14 protein-coding genes and 1 pseudogene are annotated in these 16,362 nt (G+C 40.8%); 7 read left to right on the top strand and 8 right to left on the bottom strand.

Annotation, left to right across the window (positions count from 1 at the left end):
• Window positions 1-103 precede the first annotated feature (103 nt).
• Window positions 104-1,195, bottom strand: coding sequence for a tRNA preQ1(34) S-adenosylmethionine ribosyltransferase-isomerase QueA (gene queA, locus FEE42_RS09710; RefSeq protein WP_135969547.1), 1,092 nt, complete (start codon window positions 1,193-1,195; stop codon window positions 104-106).
• A 91-nt stretch (window positions 1,196-1,286) separates the two neighbouring features.
• Window positions 1,287-2,654, bottom strand: a complete 1,368-nt coding sequence (gene pssA, locus FEE42_RS09705; RefSeq protein WP_135969546.1) for a CDP-diacylglycerol--serine O-phosphatidyltransferase — start codon at window positions 2,652-2,654, stop codon at window positions 1,287-1,289.
• Between the two features lie 149 nt (window positions 2,655-2,803).
• On the opposite strand from pssA, the gene FEE42_RS09700 reads away from it, so the two are divergent.
• Complete coding sequence (locus tag FEE42_RS09700) at window positions 2,804-3,856, top strand: TrmH family RNA methyltransferase (protein WP_164028370.1); 1,053 nt, start codon at window positions 2,804-2,806, stop codon at window positions 3,854-3,856.
• A gap of 190 nt (window positions 3,857-4,046) precedes the next feature.
• On the opposite strand, the pseudogene FEE42_RS12895 reads toward FEE42_RS09700, so the two are convergent.
• Window positions 4,047-4,463: pseudogene (locus FEE42_RS12895) on the bottom strand (IS1595 family transposase); the annotation flags it as partial.
• A 34-nt stretch (window positions 4,464-4,497) separates the two neighbouring features.
• The gene (tsaA, locus tag FEE42_RS09695) at window positions 4,498-5,229 is read right to left on the bottom strand and encodes a tRNA (N6-threonylcarbamoyladenosine(37)-N6)-methyltransferase TrmO (RefSeq protein WP_059368136.1); all 732 of its coding nucleotides are present in this window, start codon (window positions 5,227-5,229) and stop codon (window positions 4,498-4,500) included.
• A 61-nt stretch (window positions 5,230-5,290) separates the two neighbouring features.
• Here tsaA and FEE42_RS09690 point away from each other — a divergent pair, with 61 nt between their 5' ends.
• The 3 genes from FEE42_RS09690 to FEE42_RS09680 all read left to right on the top strand — a co-directional run bounded on the left by FEE42_RS09690 (window position 5,291) and on the right by FEE42_RS09680 (window position 8,289).
• Window positions 5,291-6,202, top strand: a complete 912-nt coding sequence (locus FEE42_RS09690) for a 1,4-dihydroxy-2-naphthoate polyprenyltransferase (protein WP_059368139.1) — start codon at window positions 5,291-5,293, stop codon at window positions 6,200-6,202.
• A gap of 47 nt (window positions 6,203-6,249) precedes the next feature.
• Window positions 6,250-6,750: a ribonuclease E activity regulator RraA gene (rraA, locus tag FEE42_RS09685; protein ID WP_059368140.1), complete on the top strand. Its 501-nt coding sequence runs from the start codon at window positions 6,250-6,252 to the stop codon at window positions 6,748-6,750.
• Window positions 6,751-6,903: 153 nt separating this feature from the next.
• Entirely contained in the window at window positions 6,904-8,289 is a 1,386-nt protein-coding gene (locus FEE42_RS09680) for a DASS family sodium-coupled anion symporter (RefSeq protein ID WP_059368143.1), read from the top strand.
• A gap of 61 nt (window positions 8,290-8,350) precedes the next feature.
• On the opposite strand, the gene FEE42_RS09675 is transcribed toward FEE42_RS09680, so the two are convergent.
• Window positions 8,351-10,201, bottom strand: a complete 1,851-nt coding sequence (locus FEE42_RS09675) for an ABC transporter ATP-binding protein (RefSeq protein ID WP_135969544.1) — start codon at window positions 10,199-10,201, stop codon at window positions 8,351-8,353.
• A 77-nt stretch (window positions 10,202-10,278) separates the two neighbouring features.
• Window positions 10,279-11,166: a cupin domain-containing protein gene (locus tag FEE42_RS09670; RefSeq protein WP_135969543.1), complete on the bottom strand. Its 888-nt coding sequence runs from the start codon at window positions 11,164-11,166 to the stop codon at window positions 10,279-10,281.
• Between the two features lie 114 nt (window positions 11,167-11,280).
• Between FEE42_RS09670 and FEE42_RS09665 the strand changes: the two genes are divergently transcribed.
• Entirely contained in the window at window positions 11,281-11,625 is a 345-nt protein-coding gene (locus tag FEE42_RS09665; RefSeq protein WP_059368148.1) for a carboxymuconolactone decarboxylase family protein, read from the top strand.
• 50 nt (window positions 11,626-11,675) lie between these two features.
• Here FEE42_RS09665 and FEE42_RS09660 read toward each other — a convergent pair whose 3' ends face one another.
• Window positions 11,676-12,719 (bottom strand): glycosyltransferase family 9 protein, encoded by a 1,044-nt coding sequence (locus FEE42_RS09660; protein ID WP_135969542.1) that lies wholly within the window; start codon window positions 12,717-12,719, stop codon window positions 11,676-11,678.
• Window positions 12,720-12,796: 77 nt separating this feature from the next.
• Here FEE42_RS09660 and FEE42_RS09655 point away from each other — a divergent pair, with 77 nt between their 5' ends.
• Together FEE42_RS09655 and FEE42_RS09650 are read left to right on the top strand one after the other, a co-directional pair.
• Window positions 12,797-13,543 carry a 3-deoxy-D-manno-octulosonic acid kinase gene (locus FEE42_RS09655; RefSeq protein ID WP_135969541.1) on the top strand — a complete coding sequence of 249 codons (747 nt, stop codon included), beginning with the start codon at window positions 12,797-12,799 and terminating at the stop codon, window positions 13,541-13,543.
• Window positions 13,544-13,545: 2 nt separating this feature from the next.
• A complete protein-coding gene (locus FEE42_RS09650) occupies window positions 13,546-14,136 on the top strand; it encodes an XTP/dITP diphosphatase (RefSeq protein WP_135969540.1) in 591 nt (196 codons plus the stop codon).
• Between the two features lie 85 nt (window positions 14,137-14,221).
• Here FEE42_RS09650 and FEE42_RS09645 read toward each other — a convergent pair whose 3' ends face one another.
• Complete coding sequence (locus tag FEE42_RS09645; protein WP_164028368.1) at window positions 14,222-16,051, bottom strand: monovalent cation:proton antiporter-2 (CPA2) family protein; 1,830 nt, start codon at window positions 16,049-16,051, stop codon at window positions 14,222-14,224.
• Window positions 16,052-16,362: the final 311 nt, after the last annotated feature.

The raw sequence follows: 16,362 nt of genomic DNA, 5'->3' as shown, positions 1-16,362 counted from the left end.
AAACAGTTCGAAGATATCAGTAAAAAAGCCTGTTTGAGCAAACAGGCTTCATTCTAGGGGTGGTCAGGTATTGTAGGTGTTGCTTTTATTTAAGTCAAACGGCTTATTCCAATCCCTTCACTCGGGCATTTTTCGTAATAAACATGGCATCACCGTAACTGAAAAAACGGTAGCAATTTTCGACCGCACTTTTGTAGGCGTTCATTGTGTGGGTAAAACCGGCAAAGGCGGAAACCAGCATAATTAATGTACTTTCCGGTAAATGGAAATTAGTGATTAACACATCCACCACACGGAATTTTTTACCGGGATAAATGAAAATTGAGGTATCGGAAAAATAAGGCTCGATTAAATCCGGATTGCCGTTTTCCTCTGCGGATAAAGCGGCGGTTTCAATGGAACGAACGGAGGTTGTTCCTACCGCAATAACACGTTTTCCGGCTTTTTTGGTTTCAATAATCGCATTGCACACTTCCTGCGAAAGCTCTACATATTCCGCATGCATAATGTGATCTTCAATATTTTCCACCCGTACGGGTTGAAATGTGCCTGCCCCCACATGGAGCGTCACAAATTCAAAATTGACACCTTTGGCTTGAAGCTTTGCCAATAGTTCATCATCAAAATGCAAACCGGCTGTCGGTGCCGCCACCGCACCGGGAACTTTGTTATAAACCGTTTGATAGCATTCTTGATCCTCCTCCTCATCGGGGCGATCAATATAAGGCGGTAATGGCATATGGCCTATTTGTTGCAACACCGTTAAAAGTGCGGTGGATTTATCGGTTAATTCGACTTCAAAAAGTGTATCGTGACGTGCAGTCATCACCGCTTGAATACCTTTATTTTCGCCCAGTTTATCTTCCCCTAAAAATAATTCGGTGCCTTCCTTAGGCGATTTTGAGGAGCGAATGTGAGCGAGAAAGCGGTGTTCATCCAACATACGTTCAACCAGCACTTCAATTTTTCCGCCACTGGCTTTGCGTCCAAACATTCGCGCAGGAATAACACGGGTATTATTAAAAATTAACAAATCGCCGGCATCAATAAGATCAAATACATCGGTGAAAGTGCGGTGAGAAATTTCACCGTTTTCGCCATTTAACGTCAATAAGCGACAAGAAGAGCGATCTTTTTTGGGATAACGGGCGATAAGTTCATCGGGTAAATCAAAGTGGAAATCTGAAACACGCATAATCATATTGGGTTGATAAAAAGATGGGGTAGTCTAGTTGGAATGATTGGTAAGCTCAAGGGGAAATATTCACTATTTCCCCTCTATCATATTAAAGAATCATTTTTACTAATTTATCCGCTTTAACTCGGGCAAACTTTTTCAGTAATTTTTGAACCGGCTCAGGGTACTGAGACAGTTCTTCCAATTCGGCATAATGGCTTAATACGGTGGTATGCTGACGAATATGATTTAATTCTTTCTCAACTTGATCACGTAATTCTTGTTTCGGATCGTGAATCAACAAACCATTTTCCGCATCTAAACGCCAAGCGCGCGGATTTAAGTTATTACCGGTCAGTAAAATGTAGCGATTATCCACCCACACCCCTTTTAAGTGGTATGTGTTATCGCCGTCTTTCCATAAACGGATTGTTAATCGACCCTGTTCAATGTCTTGCTGGAATTTTTCACAAAAATGACGGAGATTACTTTCATATAAATAAGGTAAGGCGCCCGCCATTTTGAAAGGTTGTTCCGGTGGAATATAAAAATCGTTTGCTACTTTGTCACCTACGATAATTTCGATTTTCTTCCCTTCTTCCAGTAAACGGGCAATTTTAACTTGCAGGGGACGGGGAAAATTAAAATAAGGTGTACAAACCACCAAATTTTCTTGAACTTGTAAAAATAAATCTTCAATGATTTGGTTTAATTCATTGCCTGACGCACCTAAACCAAATAATGGCGAAACACTTAAAATATCGGAAAAACCGACCGCACTTTCCAAACTATATTCCGCATGACTGGCTAAATTTTTACGATAAGCGCGAATAGCCGAGCGAATTTCTTTGGTACGGGGACGATTTGCCACATCAAGCGGATGAACGGCATTCAGGTCTAATAAATGCTCATTAATAAAATTTACCATTGAATCGGCTAATTCTGCATTCGTGATTTTTTGATAGCGATCGTAGCGGTATTTACCGTCTTGTTGTAAGTACACGTTGTTGATACTCGCGCCACTATAAAGCACCGTATCATCAAAAATAAATCCCTTGATATGTAAAACGCCGAACACTTCACGGGTATTAATCGGCACGCCGAAAAATATATTCGGATCCTCTGAAAGTTGATAGGTTTGACGCTGTTCCACATACCAATCGGCATTGGTCGCCGATTTTTCCGCGCCCAATAAATTGCGCTGACCACGATGCCAATCCACAAGGATTTTAATGTCTAAATCAGGCTGTTCTTGTTTTATACGATAAATTTCATCAAGAATTTCTTGCCCCGCTTCATCTTTTTGCCAGTAAAGTGCGGTTACATAAATACGTTTTTGGGCATTTCTAATTAATTCAATAATCTGAGTTTTAAATTCAGTCGGACTAAACAAAAATTCCACTTGCGTTTTTTCTAAAGGCAAAAAAGGCAGATTTGTGAGATTTTGTTCTGCTCGTTTTAATTTATTGATTAACATAATTTGTCTCTGTATTCTCTAGGAATGGGCTAGTTTACAATATTTCTCCGATGGATTGATAGAAAAAAGGTTTTTTTTCGTTATAATGCTCACAAAATTTGACATTTTTTGGCGAATTATTATCCAATTTTTTTCTTGAGTATCCTTTTATGAACAATTCCCGCAAGCCGACTTTTCAAACCAATCCCCGTAAATCTTTCCAAGAACAACGTTCTGAACGCGATGTTTCTCCACGTTTTAATGAGCAAAAACATCGTGAAAATCGACCGCACTTTGATAAAAAACATAGTGAGGGAAAAAAACAACCTCGTTTTCAACAAGAAGTCCGTGAGCCACGTGTTGCTGAGCTTTCTTTAAATAAAAGTGGCAGAGCACAAGGTAATGTCAAAGTTTTGGTGAAAAGCACGGGGACAGCATACAAACCAAAAGAAAAGAAAACCGGCGCACTTTCCCCCCGCGCACCGGAAAAAATTAAGAAAAATCGGGCGGAAGAAATGAAAGTCTATGGTGAAAATGCCTGTTTAGCGTTATTTAATAATCGTCCGGAAAGTATTGTTCGTGTTTGGGCAACGGTGCAGATGTCGCATAAAATCGGTGAAATGTTCAGTTATTTAGCGGCAAACAAAAAAGTGTACCACGTGGTAGATAATGACGAATTATCCCTTGTGAGCGGTACGCCGCATCACGGCGGTATTTGTATGTTAGTGAAAAAACAACGCCCGTTCATGTTGCAAGGCTATTTGGATATTCCGCACGAGGAAGATTGTTTAGTGCTGTTAGACAATGTAGATAATGCTCAAAATATTGGCGGAGTACTGCGTACCTGTGCATTTTATGGGGTGAAGAATGTCGTAACCAATAATTCCGATAATCTATATTCTGCGGCGGCTATGCGTGTTGCGGAAGGTGGCGCGGAATATATCCGTTTATTAGAATGTTTAGATATTGAATCCGCATTACAACAACTTCGCCAAAGCGGGTACCAAGTGATACATGTTGCCCAAGACAAAGAGGGGACGCCTCTTGATTCGGTTCAATTTAATAAAAAAGTCGCATTTTTATTCAGTGAAAGCGGCACGTTAGATTTATCCGAAAGACCGGATGTAAATGTTCGTTTATCTTTAAGTAGCCCATTAAAAAATGGCTTAAATATTGCGGTAAACAGTGGCATTCTGTTGTCGAAATGGTATTTTTCAAAGTAAAAACAGCCTAAAGTGCGGTCGTTTTTTTCATTGTTTAAAGGCTGAATTATCAGCCTTTTATTTTGAAAAAGACACTAAGTTATTATATTAGGTTGGTGGCTAGAACTTATGTGTTTCATATAGAAGATGGAGCAAAATTAATATCCATGCATTTGATACTTCAAAAGAAGAATACCAAAGAACATATAAGAGTATGCTTAATTAAGTGACTAAATTCACTTACATCATAACTACGATAAGTATCAGTGTAAACAATACTGTAAGTATTAATCTTTTCTCGAATAATCGGTAATAAGCCCGATTGTGTATTTAGTACGACAATGTCATTGTGCTTGAGAAACCCGAATACTACGACTTTGCCTACAGCCCCACGCCCACATTTACCATTGCCCGTACCACCAATAACCTTTCATCGGCTTCAATTTTCCCCTCAAATATTTCAATATGTGAGCTACTTTGATAGATAAGTAATTATAAAAGATGAAAATAGCATGCTGTGGTAGTTTTATTTATATTCACAAGCTAAAACTACACGAGTAGTTACACCAACTACGAAAAGCTCGATGAGTTTCTGTGATTCATGCTGACTTAGAAGAGTTTTTCTCATTAGAATATTTTATCTTAAGTGAGGAATTTGTCAGTTATCTATGACTGCCCCATGTTTTTTCAATATCCAATATTTCGACAACATCCACTGTCCCCGCTTTAATCTTCCACTTTACATTAAATTCATAAAGGCTAATACCATAAATACGCTCACTCGGTTTACCTTGTTGATAAGCCGGTCGTGGATCCTGTTCGATAACTTCACGAATAAAACGCATTAAGTGCGGTCGTTTTTGTTCGAGTTTTTTGACCGCACTTTGTGCTTGTTCCGAAAATTCTACCTGAAGTTTTTGCGCAGGCTTTTCTTGTGCAAAGCCTGATTGAGCATCAGGTTCGCTATCAGCGTAGGCAATGTAAGGTTTAATATCGAAAATCGGCGTGCCATCTACCAAATCCACCGAACCTAAATGTAAAAAGACTTTACCGTGAATACATTCTACTTTTCGCAATACCACTTTTGACAAGCCCAATGGATTTGGACGATGGGTCGCTCGCGAAGCAAACACGCCGACCCGTTGATTTCCGCCTAAACGTGGCGGCCGTACGGTAGGTTGCCATTTACCTTGAGGAATTTGATCAAACTGAAAAATCAACCAAAGATGGCTAAATTTTTCCAAACCGCGCACTGCTTCCGGTGAATTATAAGGTGGGAGCAATTCCACAATTCCAACGCCATCCTGCACTAAGTCAGGTTGGCGCGGGACAGAAAATTTCTCTTTATAAGGCGAGTGAATAATCGCAATGGGCGATAAGGTTAAATCATTCATAAATACTTGAGATTAAGGTAGAATACGTCACTCATTGTAATCAAAAGTGCGGTCAAAAAAAATGACAAATGAAAAATTGAAAATGTGGTGGGAAACAGCCCGCCCGAAAACCTTACCCTTAGCATTAGCCTCAATCTTCACCGGTTCGGCTTTAGGCTACTGGGCAAATCCGGAAAAATTTAATAACTTGGTGATGGCACTTTGTTTACTCACCACGATTTTATTACAGGTTCTCTCAAATTTCGCCAATGATTACGGAGATCATCAAAAAGGAGCGGACACCAAAGAACGTATCGGGCCATTGCGCGGTATTCAAAAAGGGGAAATTTCAGCCAGTGAATTGAAATGGGGGTTAATTTCAATGGTAGTGGCAAGCTTTATTTCCGGCAGTTTGTTGATCGGTATCGCTTACGAAAATCTCTCCGATTTACTCACCTTTGCAGGACTAGGCATTTTAGCCATTATTGCCGCCATTACCTATACAGTGGGAACCAAACCCTATGGTTATATGGGATTGGGCGATATTTCCGTTTTACTGTTTTTTGGTTTACTTGGTGTAGGCGGAACCTATTATTTGCAAACACATAGTATTGACAGCAAAATTCTCCTACCGGCTATCGGTTCAGGTTTATTAGCCAGTGCCGTATTAAACATAAACAACTTACGTGATATAGAGCAAGATGCCAAAGCCGGTAAAAATACTTTAGCGGTACGTTTAGGAGCATATAAAGGGCGTGTTTATCACTGTGTTTTATTAGGTATTGCCGCATTATGTTACTTGATTTTCACGATTGCGACCGCCACTTCTTGGGTGAATTATTTATTCTTATTGGCCTTTCCGGTTCTTACAAAACACGCCATTTTTGTCTATCATAGCCAAGAGCCGAGTGCTTTACGTCCAATGCTTGCCCAGATGTCAATGATTTCATTATTCATCAACTTGCTTTTTAGTTTGGGCTTGCTTATCGGCTAAATCAGCATATACTAAGCACGATCTCAGGATTTTAATAGGGGAAATTTATGTTTATTGATACTTCAGAACTTTGCGATCTTTATGCAGATCAAGTGGATGTAGTAGAACCGATTTTTTCAAGTTTTGGCGGCGTAAATCATTTTTATGGTAAAGTCACAACAGTGAAATGCTTTGAAAATAATGGACTCATCGCTGAAGTATTGGAAGAAAACGGCGAAGGGCGTGTATTGGTTGTGGACGGCGGCGGTGCTGTGCGTCGAGGCTTAGTGGATGCCGAACTGGCCCAACTAGCCGCCGATAACGGCTGGGAAGGCATTATTGTTTATGGTGCGATTCGCCAAATTCAGCAGCTTGAAAATATTGATATCGGTATTCATGCCCTTGCACCGATTCCGGTCGGAGCCGATCAAAATAATATTGGTGAAACCGATATTCCCGTAAATTTTGGCGGCGTAACTTTTTTCCCTGAAGATTATATTTACGCCGATCTTACCGGTGTTATTCTTTCCCAAGAACCTCTTGATCTAAAAGATTTCGAGGAAGAGTAAATAAAATTTTTCAAGTGCGGTCAAAATAACCGCACTTTTTTTGTTTAAATTTTTTGCACTTGATCACACTTTTGAATTTTGCTCGTTGCAAGTTGATGACATTCCTTTAACATTATTTCGTTCATTTGGTTTACAAAAATGTAGGGGAATTTTATGAGCACAACATCTTCACTTAAACTACATAAAAACGGCATTATATTCGTTGCAGATATTGTGCTATTTTTTGTTCTATTAAAATTTTTACCCTTTTCGCCTAAAGAAAATGCAGGGCTTGCATTATTAGGGTTCATTGCAGTACTTTGGTTGAGTGAAGCGTTGCATGTAACCATTACCGCATTACTTGTTCCCTTATTGGGAATCGCATTAGATCTGGTTACCACAAAACAGGCTCTTGCTACTTTTTCCGATCCCACTATTTTCCTATTCTTTGGCGGGTTTGCATTAGCTACGGCGTTGCATATGCAAAAACTGGATAAAATGATTGCCAATAAAATTATGGCGCTTGCTAAAGGTAATCTTTTTGTTGCGGTAATTTACCTCTTTTTGATCACTGCTTTCCTTTCAATGTGGATGAGTAATACCGCCACCGCAGCCATGATGTTACCGCTTGCAATGGGTATTTTAAGCAATATGGATAATGAAAAAGAACATAATACTTATGTGTTCGTCTTATTAGGGATCGCTTATAGTGCAAGTATTGGTGGCATGGGAACCTTGGTCGGTAGTCCGCCGAATGCGATTGTTGCAAGTAACTTACATCTCACTTTCTCAGATTGGCTCTGGTACGGCTTGCCGATTATGTTAATCTTATTGCCTTTAATGATTGGTACCCTTTTCATTGTATTCAGACCTAAACTTAGTCACCGTTTTGAACAATCTTTTGAAAAAATTGAGATGAATCCACAACGGATTTTAACGCTGAGTATCTTCGTGTTTATCGCACTATGTTGGGTGTTTAGCAGCAAGATCAATCCGTTTATTTCAGGCTTGTTGGGTTTAACAAAAAACATTGCGAGCTTTGACAGTGTTGTCGCCTTGCTTGCGGCGATTATTATCTGTGCAACAGGTGTGGCAAGTTGGAAACAAATCCAAGAAAATACCGATTGGGGCGTATTAATGCTCTTTGGCGGTGGTTTAACATTAAGTGCGGTTTTGAAAGATTCCGGCGCAAGTAAAATTCTCGCCGATGGTATTGTCTTCTTAGTGCAAGGGCAACATTATTATTTAATTGGTTTATTAGTCGCAACCTTTATCATTTTCTTAACGGAATTTACATCTAATACTGCCAGTGCCGCATTGCTCGTGCCTATCTTTATTTCTATAGCTCAATCCTTGGGCGTTCCAGAAATTGGTCTTGCATTAATTATCGGATTAGGCGCATCCTGTGCATTTATGCTGCCGGTGGCAACCCCACCAAATGCTATTGTGTTTGGTAGCGGTCAAGTCAAACAAAGCGAAATGGTGCGTGCCGGTGTAGTATTAAACATTGTATGCGTTTTTGTCATCGCAACATTTGCTTATATCTTCTGGCTTAACTAATACAAAAATACTATAAAAAAACGACCGCCCTTTATCAAAGAGCGGTCGTTTTTTTTCTGTTTTAATCTAAATGTTCATGACTACTTAAAAAGCCACCACTTTGGTGTTTCCAAAGTTTTGCATACAATCCGTTTTGTTCAAGCAATTCGCTGTGTGTCCCTTGCTCCACAATTTGACCTTTATCCAACACGATTAAACGATCCATTGCCGCAATCGTCGATAAACGATGGGCAATCGCAATAACCGTTTTATTTTCCATCATCTTATCAAGGCTTTCTTGAATCGCCACTTCGACTTCGGAATCCAATGCACTGGTTGCTTCATCAAGTAACAGAATCGGCGCATCTTTCAACATTACACGGGCAATCGCAATACGCTGACGCTGACCACCGGAAAGTTTAACTCCGCGCTCGCCCACATGCGCATCATAGCCTTTTCTTCCTTGTGCATCTGTCAAGAATGGAATGAAATCCGCCGCTTCAGCCCGCTCTGCCGCCCACTTCATTTCGTCATCCGTTGCAGTTGGGCGACCATAAATAATATTATCACGTACGGAACGATGTAATAGCGAGGTATCTTGTGTCACCAAACCAATTTGACTACGCAAACTTTCTTGTTGTACATCCAAGACATTTTGTCCGTCAATGGTAATCGTACCATGCTGTGCCTCATAAAAACGCAGTAAGAGATTAACAATAGTCGATTTACCTGCGCCAGAACGCCCGATTAACCCGACTTTTTCGCCCTGTTTGATGGTGAGATTAAAATGCGTTAATAGCGGTTTTGTCGGATCATACGCAAAGGTAATATCATTAAATTTAATTTCCCCTTGTTTCACCTGTAACGGCGGACAATTCGGCTTATCCACAATCGTGTGTGGCTTGGTCAGTGTCGCCATACCATCATTTACGGTACCAATATTCTCAAATAAACGTGCCGATTCCCACATAATCCAACGGGACAATCCATTCACCCGCAATGCCATTGCAGTCGCTGTCGCAATTGCGCCTACGCCGACTTGCCCCTGTTGCCATAAAATGACACCTAACACCGCGGTGGTTAAGGTTAAGAAAATATTGCTTGCATAAGTTAAGGTATCAAGGGAACTGGCTAAACGCATTTGTGCGTGTACCGTCACCATAAATTCTTCCATTGATCGCTTTGCATATGACGCTTCACGTGAACCGTGAGAGAATAATTTTACTGTCGCAATGTTGGAATAAGCATCGGTTACCCTTCCGGTCATCAGGGAACGAGCATCCGCTTGACGTTCAGCCGTTTTCGCCAAACGGGGAATGAGCAACTTCAAGATCGCAACAAAGAGGAAAATCCAAACCACAAAAGGCAACAAGAACCAAATATCTAACGCAGCTAATACCAAACCTGAGGTGATAAAATACACGGCGACATAAACCAGCATATCCGCGATAGTCATTACCGTATCACGCACCGCAAGGGCGGTTTGCATCACTTTTGCGGAAACTCGACCGGCAAATTCATCTTGGTAGAAACTCAAACTTTGTCCCAACATTAAACGATGGAAATTCCAACGTAGCCGCATCGGGAATACCCCTTGCAAGGTTTGTAGTCGAACATTTACGCCAATAAAAGACCAGACAATACTTAACAAAAGCAGCGCCGCCATGCCAATCAGCAAATGCCCTTTTTCTTGCCACAAGGTCTCCGGTGTGTAAGCGCCAAGCCAATCCACGAGCAAGCCCATAAATTGGAATAGTAATGCTTCCATTATGCCAGTACCAACGGTTAAAATCGCCAGCAAGAAAATCCAGCCTTTCATCCCGTCAATACTTGACCAAATAAAACGGAACAGCCCTTTCTCCGGTGTTGTCGGATTGCTTTCCGGATAAGGATTCAAACGGTTTTCAAACCATGAAAAAATTTTATCGAACATAAGATTTCCTTAAAAAAACAAAAGGCAACATAGGTTGCCTTCAAAACCTAAGCATTATAGCGTAAAAATTCCTCAATTTATAGCTTACGATATTGGCTCGGCGAAAGCGTATACGCCAACTTAAATGCTTTGCTAAAATGCGCTTCCGATTGATATCCCACATCTAGGGCTATCGACAAAATAGATTGTTGGGTTTGTTTTAATAAAAACGCCGCCAAATCTAACCGCACTTTAGTGAGGAATCTCCCCGGTGACATACCGACTTGTTGCTGAAATACGCGAATAAAATTCGACCGCGACATCGAGGCAAGTTCAGCAAGCCGTTCAACATGCCAATCTTGTTCGGGCGATTGCAAAAGTTTCATCAATACAGCATTGAGCCGCTTATCCTGCAACGCAAATAAAATACCTTGCCCAATCAATCCAACACTCAAGGCGTGGCGCAAAATATAAATGAACAATACATTTGCCAAAGCATCAATCACGGATTGATTACCGCTTTCCTGTTGTGCAGCTTCCTGTAAGAAAAGCCGTATCAGCGGATGAATCGGCGTGTCATTCAAATTCAAATGTAAATAAGGGGGCAGTGATGCTGTCAATAGTGCATTTTTTTGATAATAAAACGTGCCGCAAAACATTTTCAGATTTGGCGTGCCTTGCCCGATTTGATGGAGTTCAAATGTGCCTTGCTGCACTTTATTTAACGCCGACAAGTCCATTTTTTCTGTCAAATGTTGCATCAAGTGCGGTCGATTTTGTGGCAGAAAAAAGATATCGCCCTGTTTCAAATGAAATCGTATTTCGCCCAATGTCAGCCAACATTCGCCTTCTTCAATTAAATGAAAAATGCCTTTGCTATCCGCCCGTTCGTCATGCGAAACCAGCCAATTGCCCTGAAATTGACAGCGAATATTGATCTCGCCACGAACTTGTGCCAAGCGAATAAGTTTATCTAAATAATCCATATTGAGATTTTAACCATAGAAATTGAGCTAATTTGACAAGTTTACCTATGTCATTTGTTTATAATTTTCGCCATCAATTCATTGAGACATCAATTTATTTTAGGAGAAAATACAATGTTTACAGATTGGAAAGAACACACGTCACACGTAAAAAAATCATTTGGCGAACTTGGCAAAAAACATCCGAAAATGTTACAAGCCTATCAAGCATTAGGTGCAGCAGCGGCTGAAGGTAATGTACTTGATGCCAAAACCCGTGAATTAATTGCCCTTGCTGTAGCGGTCACTACACGTTGTGAAAGCTGCATTAGCGTTCATGCGGAAGAAGCGGTAAAAGCCGGTGCGACCGAAGCCGAAGTTTCTGCCGCATTGGCAATGTCTATCGCACTCAATGCCGGTGCGGCTTATACCTATTCCTTGCGTGCATTAGAAGCGTTTAATGTACAAAAAGGAGAATAATTTTTCTAAAATTATTCATACTATATCGGCGTTCAATGAACGCCTTTTTATTACCACAAATTCAATTTTTCCATCTGGGCAATCACCTCTTTCACTTGAATTTCCGCCATCAAATTTTTCCCTTTTAACTTTGTCGCCCAAGGTAATTCGGAAGAAGGTTTGCCAAATTCTTTTTGCACATTCTCTTCATACACAGACACCACATTTTCCAGATTATAATAAGGGGCGGTACGCAATGGATTATGATAGGCATACAATCCAATGACCGGCGTTCCCTGTGTTGTGGCAATATGAGCCGGGCCGGAATCCGGTGAAAGCACAAGATCAACATTGGCAATCAATGCTGTAAGTTGTTTTAAGCTCGTTTTTCCTGCCGCATTAGTCGGCGTAAAATCACAAAGTGCGGTTATTTTTTCCACCATTTCCACCTCTCGTTTTGCCGGTGAACTACAAAAAATCACGTTCACATTATGTTGGTGCGCTCTATTTGCCACCTCTGCATAACGCTCCACCAGCCAATCTTTTTCCGCTTTACTGGAACAAGGGGAAATTACTAAATTTTTGCGGGTTGGATCAATAAATTGCATGGCAACTTGCTGATCTTGTGCTGAAACGGGCAAATGCCAAACGGGTTTCCCTTGCGGTACGCCAATATATTCGGCAAATGCCATAAAACCGTCTAATACATGAGGCGATATCAGATCGTTCACACGGCGATTAACAAAAAGCCATTGTCCCTCACGCGAACGCTTTTGACCAAAACCGATTTTATATTTTGCCCTAATGCCTAAAGAAAGGATGGACGCTCGAAATGCCGTTTGCATATTCAAGAGCGCATCAAAACGCTCATTGTTAAGCAATCTCCATAAGGAAAAAATACCCTTCCAACCGTTTTTCTTATCATAAGGAATGAGCGTAACATTCGGAATCCCTTCTAACAAAGCCGCTTCTGTTTTTCCTACAATCCAAGTTATTTTTGTCTGAGGATAATACGCCTGAATATGTTGCACTACGGCAAGGGCATGACACACATCCCCCACCGCTGACAGGCGAAGAATACAAATTGATGTTGGAGCTTCGGTAAAAAGCGTCATAGGCATTCCTTTCTCATTTAAATTAGCGATATTTTAAAGTAGAATGAGGACATTTTCTATCATTCACCCCAATCAAAATGCTTGAGTTCCAACAAGATAACCAATTTTTCATCTTCAATTTTGACCGCACTTTCACACATCAACAGGATTTTTTCACCCCTCAATTTTGGCAAACACAAAACCGTATTTTAGGCTCGGCAAAAGGGCGGGGAACCACTTATTTTTTGGCAACCCAAGATTGGTTTGGCGTAAATTGCGCACTTCGCCATTATTACCGAGGCGGCTTATGGGGGAACTTCAACAAAGATCGCTATCATTTTTCAAGCCTGGTTAAAACGCGCAGTTTCGCAGAATTTTATTTACTGCAACACTTGTATGATGCCAGTTTGCCCGTTCCAAAACCTATTGGCGCACGGGTAAAAAAAGGTCAGTTTGGTCTTTGTTATCAGGCGGATATTCTCACAGAAAAAATCGAAAATGCACAGGATTTAACCGCACTTTTACAAACCCAAAAACTAACAGATGAGGTTTGGCAACAAATCGGCGGGCTAATTCGTCAATTACACGATTTGCAAATTTGCCATACGGATCTCAATGCTCACAATATTCTTGTTCAACAGACCGAATTGGAACAAAAATGTTGGCTACTTGATTTTGATAAGTGCGGTGAAAAATCAGGGAGTTTTTGGAAAACGGAAAACCTAACCCGCTTGCACCGCTCTTTTACAAAAGAAACCGAAAGAATGAAAATCCAATTTACGGAACAAAACTGGGCGGAATTAATGTCCGGCTATCATCAAAATTTCAACAAAAAGGATAAATAACCATGCAAAAAATTGTACTGGCTACCGGTAACCAAGGCAAAGTAAGAGAAATGGCTGATGTGTTGGCAGCACTTGGCTTTGAAGTGATCGCTCAAACGGATTTAGGCATTGAAAGCCCCGAAGAAACGGGCTTGACCTTTGTGGAAAATGCGTTATTGAAAGCCCGTTATGCCGCAGAAAAATCAGGTTTACCAGCAATTGCGGACGATTCGGGATTAGTCGTTAATGCGCTTAACGGCGCACCGGGTTTATATTCCGCCCGTTATGCCGGCGAAGAAGGGAATGATGCGAAAAATCGCCAAAAATTGTTGGCAGAACTTGCCAATGTTTCGAAAGAAAAACGCCAAGCAAAATTTGTAAGCTGTATTGTATTATTACAACACCCGGCGGATCCGTCGCCCATTATTGCAGAAGGGGAATGCCATGGTGTCATTGGTTTTGAGGAAAAAGGAGAAAATGGGTTTGGTTACGACAGCTTATTTTTCAGCCCTGAACAAGGCTGCACTTTTGCAGAACTTGAAACAGCCGAAAAGAAAAAAATCTCCCACCGCGCACGTGCATTGCAAGAATTAAAAGCAAAACTGAGTGCATAACATCACAAAATAAGAAAAGAAATGACCGCACTTTTAAGCGCCAAAGTGCGGTCATTTTTGTCAATATTTTTATCTTCTACGTTTGTTACATAATACTGTTTTCTTCTTGTTCTTTTTCTTTCGCTCTTAGCAAGATTTCTTGAATATCTGCCGCCATTTTTTGGTCGCATTCCCTCGCAATATCTTGTAATATCGGGCTTTTAAAGAATTCTGATTTTAGCTCATAAACTTGAGACATTAATTTCACTTCATGACGATCAGCATGGAAATAATATTCCGCAATTTCTTTTGCCACTTCAGGTTCCATACCTAACCCTTCTAATGCGGTACGTCCGGTACGCACTGCAGAATCGAATGTTTCACGTATAACGTCATTTGCCCCGGAATTATATAAATCAAATGTATGAAAACGGTCATAAGAACGAGCAATAATTTTAATATTCGGGTTCACTTCACGGGCAAAGTGCACTATATCGGAGGCTTGTGCTTTATTATCAATTGCCACAACAAGCATTTCTGCCTGTTCCAATCCTGCCGCAATTAAAAACTCACGGCGGGAAGCGTCGCCAAAATAAGATTTAATGCCATATTCATTAAAACCTTTAATCATCGTTGGATTAAGATCTACCACTGTTGTGGCATAACCACTTAAACGGAGCAAGTCATTTACGATTTGTCCAAAACGTCCCATACCGATAATAAGTATCGGATGCTGTTCATCAATTTCATCAGGTTCAATTTCTTCTGCAATTTCTTTCGATCCATATTTTTCATAAAGCACAAGAATGAGCGGTGTCATCACCATAGAAAGCACAACAATTGCCGTCATATTGGCATTTACCGTTTCATCAATCACTCCTTTTGACAGGGCTGCCGCAAAAAGCACAAAAGCAAATTCCCCACCTTGTGCCATTAAGAGCGCTCGTTCTAATGCTGTTTTATGAGTACTTTTAGCAACACGTGCTACAACATAAATACAGACACCTTTGGTGAGCATTAATACAATTACGCCTAAAAGGATTAATTGCCAGTTTTCTGCAACGACTTTTAAATCTAACGCCATTCCCACGCCAAGGAAGAAAAGCCCCAGCAATAAACCACGGAAAGGCTCAATATCCGCCTCCAATTGATGGCGGAAGGCAGATTCGGAAAGCATTACACCTGCTACAAAAGCGCCCATTGCCATAGATAAGCCGGCTTCTTCCATTAATAATGCGGCCCCCAATACCACAAAAAGTGCAGCAGCAGTCATGACTTCACGGGCTTTAGCATTCGCCAAAATACGGAAAACCGGATTTAAAATGAAACGGCCAATAAACACTAATACCGCTAAGGCGAGCATAGCAATGCCCGCAGATTGCCACCAGGGCATGGAAGCTTCAGTTTTTTCAAAAGGAGAGAGGGAAGCGACAATAGCAAGTAATGGGACAATCAGAAGATCTTCAAATAATAAAATTGAGACGATTTTTTGACCGCGTTTTGTAGAAAGTTCTTTGCGTTCACCTAATACTTGCATCACAATTGCGGTGGATGTCAATACAAAACCTGCGGAAGAGACAAACGCCACTTCCCAAGATACACCAAATTGCGCTCCCACGATCGTCATTAAAATAGCAGAAATGATCACTTGCATACTGCCTAGTCCAAAAATTTGACGACGTAATCCCCAAAGGTGTGAAGGCTTCATTTCAAGTCCAATCACAAATAAGAACATCACGACACCAAATTCAGCCAGATGAATAATTGCGTGAGGATCACCAATCACCTGTAAACCATAGGGGCCAATAGCCAATCCGGCAGCGAGATACCCCAACACCGATCCCAATCCTATGCGTTTAAATAATGGCACCGCTACCACTGCGGCACCCAGCAATGCCACCACTCGAATTAAATCACCTGAACTTTCCGCTGCCATAGTCACTCCTAAAAAAAATTAAACAAGTAAAAAACAGGGGCATTTTACTTGCTTTCAGTTAAGATTTGTAGGAATAAACCGAGTATTTTTTAAATAACCAATAGCATTGGTGAACATTCATTATGTGATTTTTTACAAGAAAAGTTTCGTGCTGTAAAAAATCCTTGTTCGTAATGAAACGTAACAAGGATTCCTGTTTTGCTATTTATGTGTCTAACGTAATTTATTGGGAACTTGAGGTGCCGGTAAACGTTTTAATACGCTACCATCAAGATTAATATCGCTAAAACAAGAGGGAACAACCGCTTTTT

It is taken from the genome of Rodentibacter caecimuris (genome assembly GCF_010587025.1).
GTDB classification, from domain to species: Bacteria; Pseudomonadota; Gammaproteobacteria; order Enterobacterales; family Pasteurellaceae; genus Rodentibacter; species Rodentibacter caecimuris.
The sequence above is the reverse complement of the archived record's forward strand: the minus strand, read 5'-3'. Positions and strand labels throughout refer to the sequence as shown.